Source organism: Burkholderia sp. Ac-20379 (assembly GCF_017104645.1).
GTDB lineage: Bacteria > Pseudomonadota > Gammaproteobacteria > Burkholderiales > Burkholderiaceae > Burkholderia.
In genome coordinates this window covers 1-6,039 of sequence record NZ_JAAGPF010000394.1, presented here as the reverse complement: position 1 = coordinate 6,039, position 6,039 = coordinate 1, and the positions used below count along the sequence as shown (strand labels likewise).

Annotated in this window: 6 protein-coding genes and 1 pseudogene; 5 read left to right on the top strand and 2 right to left on the bottom strand. The window is 65.8% G+C overall.

Features of this window, described 5'->3' with window-relative positions:
- A pseudogene (locus G3N92_RS29765) lies at positions 1-303 on the bottom strand (ATPase); the annotation flags it as partial.
- Between the two features lie 167 nt (positions 304-470).
- Between G3N92_RS29765 and G3N92_RS29760 the strand changes: the two are divergent.
- Complete coding sequence (locus G3N92_RS29760; protein ID WP_206131146.1) at positions 471-1,169, top strand: DNA-3-methyladenine glycosylase I; 699 nt, start codon at positions 471-473, stop codon at positions 1,167-1,169.
- Between the two features lie 96 nt (positions 1,170-1,265).
- Here the strand turns inward: G3N92_RS29760 and rpsU are convergent, their stop codons facing one another.
- Positions 1,266-1,478, bottom strand: coding sequence for a 30S ribosomal protein S21 (gene rpsU / locus G3N92_RS29755; RefSeq protein ID WP_006401410.1), 213 nt, complete (start codon positions 1,476-1,478; stop codon positions 1,266-1,268).
- 593 nt (positions 1,479-2,071) lie between these two features.
- On the opposite strand from rpsU, the gene G3N92_RS29750 reads away from it, so the two are divergent.
- The 4 genes from G3N92_RS29750 to G3N92_RS29735 form a co-directional block, all read left to right on the top strand.
- Positions 2,072-3,226 (top strand): flagellin, encoded by a 1,155-nt coding sequence (locus tag G3N92_RS29750; protein ID WP_206131145.1) that lies wholly within the window; start codon positions 2,072-2,074, stop codon positions 3,224-3,226.
- Positions 3,227-3,418: 192 nt separating this feature from the next.
- Positions 3,419-4,972, top strand: a complete 1,554-nt coding sequence (fliD, locus tag G3N92_RS29745) for a flagellar filament capping protein FliD (RefSeq protein ID WP_206131144.1) — start codon at positions 3,419-3,421, stop codon at positions 4,970-4,972.
- Between the two features lie 28 nt (positions 4,973-5,000).
- On the top strand, positions 5,001-5,303 hold the full coding sequence (gene fliT, locus G3N92_RS29740; protein ID WP_206131143.1) for a flagellar protein FliT: 303 nt from the start codon (positions 5,001-5,003) through the stop codon (positions 5,301-5,303).
- Positions 5,304-5,559: 256 nt separating this feature from the next.
- Positions 5,560-6,039 (top strand): tetratricopeptide repeat protein (locus G3N92_RS29735; protein WP_339385838.1); only part of this gene is annotated, 480 nt, incomplete at its 3' end.

Genomic DNA, 6,039 nt, shown 5'->3' with positions numbered 1-6,039 from the left:
GTTCTCCACCGCCAGCGCGGGCACCGGCGCGCTGGCCAGGAACGCCGCGAGCCAAGCCGCGTGATTGCTGCCGGCCAGGCCGCAGCCCATCGTGCAGCGCGCCCAATCCAACGGCAGGCCGGCCAGTTCGAATGCCTGCGCGCAGGCCGCTTCGATCGAACGCCAGGCGCCCTCGATGCCGAGCGCCAGCCCCGACGGGCCGCCGCTGCCGCGCGCGAGTTCGCGCCCGCCGGCATCGGCCAGCACCGCCCGCGTGCCGGTGCCGCCGCCGTCGATGCCGATCAGGTAAGTGGGCTCTGTCATGGTGAAACACTCCGGGATTGCCGATCAGTCGAGCCGAGAGCTTAACCGCATCGGCGCGCCCCGCCCATTGGCCGGATGGCCGGCTTGCGTGGCATGGGCGTTGCGCTATGCTGGGCGCCTTCCGTGCCGGCATGGGCGCCGGCACCAACGCGAGGCGCGAGAAACCGATGAGCGAACACTGCAACTGGGTCCGCACGGATGCCGATGCGCATTATCACGACACCGAATGGGGCCGTCCGGCCCACGACGAGCGCTACCTGTTCGAGATGCTGATCCTCGAGGGCGCGCAGGCCGGGCTGTCGTGGTCGACGATCCTGAACAAACGCGAGGGCTATCGCGCCGCGTTCGCGAATTTCGATGCCGATGCCGTCGCCCGCTTCACGCCGGCCCAGGTCGATACCTTGATGCAGAACCCCGGCATCGTGCGCAACCGCGCCAAGATCGAATCGACGATCGTCAACGCACGCGCCGTGCAGCGCATTCGCGCCGAACACGGCTCGCTCGGCGCGTTCCTGTGGTCGTTCGTCGGCGGCGTGCCGATCCAGAACGGCTGGCACTCGTACCGCGACGCGCCGGCCGCCACCGCCGTCTCCGACGCCATGAGCAAGGCGCTCAAGAGCTACGGCTGCAAGTTCGTCGGCTCGACGATCTGTTATGCGCTGATGCAGGCCACGGGCATGGTCAACGATCACGAATTCGATTGCCCATGCCGGGACGCCTGCGCGGCGCTCGGCCAATCCCAACTTGCCAGCAACGCGGCGGAGAGCGCCACCGCCAGGGCGGGAAAGCAGCCGGCGGCGGGAAAGCAGCGGGCAGCGGGAAAGCGGGCGGCCGCCAAGCCGGCCGGGAAACCTGGCGTGGCCTGAGCACAACACCGCACCGAACAAAAGCGCCGCCCAAAGCAAAACGGCGGCGCCCCTCTTTCGAGGGACGTCGCCGTTTCAATGCGAACCGCGGAAGCCTTAGTGGAGCTTCTTCGGCAGCATCTGGCTGCGCAGGCGCTTGTGCAGGCGCTTCACAGCTGCCGCCTTCTTGCGCTTGCGCACGGCGGTCGGCTTTTCGTAGGACTGGCGCTCGCGCAGCTCAGCGATCAGGCCGTTCTTTTCGATCGCGCGGCGGAAGCGGCGGATCGCTACTTCGAACGGCTCGTTTTCTTTCAGAAGAATCGTCGTCATGTCGTTCCTAAATTGCTTGATACGGTCAAAAACGTAGCGGCCAAGCGCCACGCACCGGCCTTCCGGGCGTTCCCACAACAGGCGAAACGAGCGGGTTTTGTGGCCTGGGAGGCCGGAAAAGAGAGGCGGAATGCACCGCGAAACGCTCGGCAACCTGCAACCGGCGCCGCGTTTGACTGCCAGCTTTGACATGCCGAAACGGCAAGGGCTTGACAGAAATCTCAATTCAGCCCGCCATGCTAGCAGGTAAACATTCGTAGAGCTAGCGGTTTACCGCGCCTGCCGGACAAATTTCGAGCACGCGGCGGCTCAAGAGAATCGCGGGAAAACCGTTAACAATCAGGGACGGGACTGCAACACCCCCTCTCTCCATCCTGCAACCCAGTACCACAGCGGGATTCGGGCGGGGGGGACGCCCGGCAAGCGCGCCTCCGACAAAAAATCGGAAGAAATTGCAAGCGATCGCAATCTTCCCCTCAAGTTTTTTTTGGGAGCGCCGAAATCCTGCTTTGAGGCGGCCAGCAAAGAACGAGTGCGTCCGCCGATGCCCACGTTGGCTTGTCAAAGGCTTATCGGCTTTTAGGAGATTTACCATGCTCGGAATCACAAGCAATATCAATTCGCTGGTCGCTCAGCAAAACCTGAACGGCTCGCAAAGCGCACTGTCGCAGGCCATCACGCGTCTGTCGTCGGGCAACCGCATCAACAGCGCAGCAGACGATGCAGCCGGTCTGGCAATCTCGACCCGCATGCAAACGGCCATCAACGGCCTGAACCAAGGCGTGTCGAACACGAACGACGCCGTCTCGCTGATCCAGAGCTCGTCGAGCGCCCTGTCGGCACTGACGACCAGCCTGCAACGTATCCGTACGCTGGCCAACCAGGCCGCAACGGGCACGCTGTCGACGAGCGACCAGGCTGCCGCGGAGCAGGAAGTTGCCGCGCAGATCTCGGAAGTGAACCGTATCGCTTCGCAAACGAACTTCAACGGCAAGAACCTGCTTGACGGTTCCGCCGGCATCACGACGTTCCAGGTTGGTGCAAACGTCGGCCAGACGGTCACGCTGGACCTGAGCCAAAGCCTGTCGGCTGCCAAGATCGGCGGCGGTCTGGTGTCGAAGGGCGAAACGGTCGGCACGATCTCGAACCTGAGCCTGACCTCCGCTGGCGCAGCCACGTCGGCAGCGAACGCGACGATCACGTCGGTCAACGTTCTGTCGGACGGCAACGGCGGCTTCACGTTCACGGATCAGAACGGTCAAGCCCTGAGCACGACGGCAGTCGGCGCGATCTTCACGACGGGTACGGCAGCCGGCACGGGCACGGCAGTCACGAACCTGACGCTGGCGACGGGCGCCACGAGCGGCATGACGACGACGCAAGCCAGCGCCGCCGCCAACATGATCTCGCAGATCAACTCGGTCAACTCGCCGCCGACCGTGTCGAACATCAACATCAGCAACACGACGGGCGCCAACCAGGCCCTGGTCGCGATCGAAAACGCGCTGTCGACGGTGAACAACCTGCAGGCAACGCTGGGCGCGACGCAAAACCGTCTGACCGCCATCGCGCAAACGCAGCAACAAAACTCGACGAACCTGTCGTCGGCACAGTCGCAAATCCAGAGCGCGGACTTCGCGCAGGAAACCGCGAACCTGAGCAAGGCGCAAGTGCTGCAACAAGCCGGCATCTCGGTGCTGGCACAAGCCAACTCGCTGCCGCAGCAAGTTCTGAAGCTCCTGCAGTAAGGCATCAGGCAGGTGCTTTGAAAACCGGGCCGCGCCCTCACGGGCGGCCTGTTCGCGCGGCGGTGCAGTCTTCCTCGTGGCTGCCGCGCGTTTTTTGCATTTGAAGTCTTCCGTTTTTCCCCGGTTTCCCGCAGTATCCGCACGGTCGAACCGACTTGTCAGCGCCACCGACGGCGCCCACGGAGCCACGCGATGTCCACGATTTCGTCCACGTCATCCACGTCCAACAACGCGATCAGCAGCAGCTCCGCGTTGCAGACCGCCGCCCAGTCGATCATCAGCGGCTCGACCGGCAATGCCAACATCGACGTCAGCACGCTCGTGACCGCGCTGGTCAACTCCAAGACCGCCGGCCAGACGGCGATCCTGTCGACCGCCGTCGCCACCGACAACAACAAGGCCGCTGCGTACACCAGCCTGCAGACCGCGTTGCAGAACCTGCAAAGCTCGCTGGCCACGCTGAGCGACGGCTCGTTCGCGCAAACCTTCACCGCGACCGCCTCGGGCGGCACGGGCCTGACCGCCACCGCCGCCAGCGGCGCCGTGGCCGCGTCCTACGGCGTGACCGTCAACCAGATCGCGCAATCGCAATCGCTGACCTCGCCGGCCTTCGACGCCACCGCCGCGCTCGGCACCGGCTCGATGACGCTGACCGTCAACGGCAAATCGTCGACGATCAACCTCGATTCCACCAACAACACCCTGTCGGGCATCGCCAGCGCGATCAACAGCGCGAGCGACAACCCCGGCGTGACGGCCAGCATCGTGACCGGCAGCGACGGCGCCCACCTGGTGCTGCGCGCGAACAACAGCGGCGCGGCCAACACCATCACGGTGGCGGTCAACGCCACCACCGACAACGGCCTGTCGAACCTGGGCGTCAGCTCGACGCCGAACACCACGGGCGGCCAGTCGACGATCACCACCGGCAGCACCGCGGCGACCAAGTGGACGCAATCGTCGGCGGCGCAGGACGCCTCGGTCACCGTCAACGGCGTGACCAACCTGAGCGCCTCGAACGCCGTCACCAACGTGATCACCGGCGTCACGCTGAACCTCACGCAGGCCGCCGTGACCAGCCCGGCGACCACCCAGACTTTGACGATCGCGGCCGACACGACCAAGCAGGCCACGGCCGTCACCAATTTCGTCAGCAGCTACAACACGCTGGTGCAGGCGATGGCCACGGTCGGCTCGTTCGACAACACCGACCCGACCGCCCCCGTCACCGGCCCGCTGTTCGGCGATTCGACGCTGAACACGATCCGCACCCAGATGCAGTCGATCCTTGGCAGCGCCGTCAACAGCAACGGCGTGGGCGCGACGCTGCAGCAGCTCGGCATCACGGTGGCCGACGGCACCACGGCGGGCCAGACGGCCGGCACGCTGATCGTCGACCAGACGGCCCTGACCACCGCGCTGACCAACAACCCCACCGCCGCCTCGACGCTGTTCAACAGCAAGAACGGCCTGGGCGAGCAGATCAACGCGGCGATCACGTCGTACACGGCGGACAAGGGCATTCTGACCCTCAGCGCCAACGCGGTGCAGACCGACCTGAAGAGCCTGACGGCGCAGCAGACCACGCTGACGGCCTACGCGGCGACGCTGACCACGCAGTACAACGCGCAGTTCACGCAGCTGAACACCGTGCTCGCCCAGATGAACCAGCAGCAGAACTACCTGACCGCGCTGTTCGGCGGCACCAACAGCGCCGGCGCGCTGGCGACCAACAAGTCGTCCTGAGCCCCGCCCGCCTCCTGGAGAACCGGACATGGATCAGCACACCCTCGTCTCGCAGTTGCTGTCGATGACGCACGAGATCGAGCGCGCGGTGCGGCTCGCCGACTGGGAAGGCGCCGAGCGCCTGATCGAGGCGCGCGCGCCGTACCTGCAATCGCTCGACGCGACGCAGACGCCGGAAGATCTGCTGACGATCCGCGAAATCCAGGCGATCGACGCCGGCATCGCGGCCGAAGCGGCCCGCGCTGGCGAAGAACTGCAACACGAATACCGGACCGCCTCGGAACGCCTGAACGCGGCCAAACAGTACAACCAGGCCGCGCTGCGCTTCTGAGCGGCCTGCCCGAATAACAATTCGCGCGCACGAGCGCGTGCTCGTTCACCTCACGGCCCGCCTCGCGCGGGCCGTTTTTTCTGTGTGCCCGCCGGCGCGCCGGGCACCTTGCTCCCCCGGTTTCGTTCCCGCCCCGTTTCGCCGCCCGCGCGCATATCGATGAAATTGACGCCCGTTTACCGGTCAGTTCCACGCTTCGCCGGGCCGGGGCCGGCCGGATAATTTCCACCATTCGCTTCTTCCGTCCGGTTTTCCCATGTCCGATACGATGTCCGCCGGCCTCTCGCCTGAACAGCAACAGCAGTTCGACGCGGATATCGCGTTCGTGCTCAAGAACGCAGTCGCCCACCATCATCGCGGCGAGCTCGCCAATGCGCAGGCGCTCTACGAGGCAGTCCTCGGCGCGAAGCCCGATCAGGTCGACGCCTGCTACAACCTTGCCGTGCTGAAGGTGCAGTGCGGCGACGCCAACGGCGCGCTGCCGCACTTCGAAACGGCGCTCGGCATCGATCCGAACAACGGCCAGCACTGGGTCAGCTATGTGAACGCGCTGATCGAGGCGGGCCAGATCTCGGCGGCCTGGACGGTGCTCGGCATGTGTCAGCAGCGCGGCTTCAAGGGGCCGGCGGTCGACGGGCTGATCCAGCGCCTGGCGTTGTCGGCGGAGGGCAATGCGGCAACGGTATTCACGGCCGCCGCGAACGCGGCCAGCGCCGCGCCGGCCCGCGCGCAAGCC

Bases quoted from the DNA above. Each gene is read 5' to 3' on its own strand.
- fliT (WP_206131143.1), top strand. From the start codon at position 5,001: ATGGATCAGCACACCCTCGTCTCGCAGTTGCTGTCGATGACGCACGAG.
- G3N92_RS29760 (WP_206131146.1), top strand. From the start codon at position 471: ATGAGCGAACACTGCAACTGGGTCCGCACGGATGCCGATGCGCATTAT.
- G3N92_RS29750 (WP_206131145.1), top strand. From the start codon at position 2,072: ATGCTCGGAATCACAAGCAATATCAATTCGCTGGTCGCTCAGCAAAAC.
- rpsU (WP_006401410.1), bottom strand. From the start codon at position 1,478: ATGACGACGATTCTTCTGAAAGAAAACGAGCCGTTCGAAGTAGCGATC.
- fliD (WP_206131144.1), top strand. From the start codon at position 3,419: ATGTCCACGATTTCGTCCACGTCATCCACGTCCAACAACGCGATCAGC.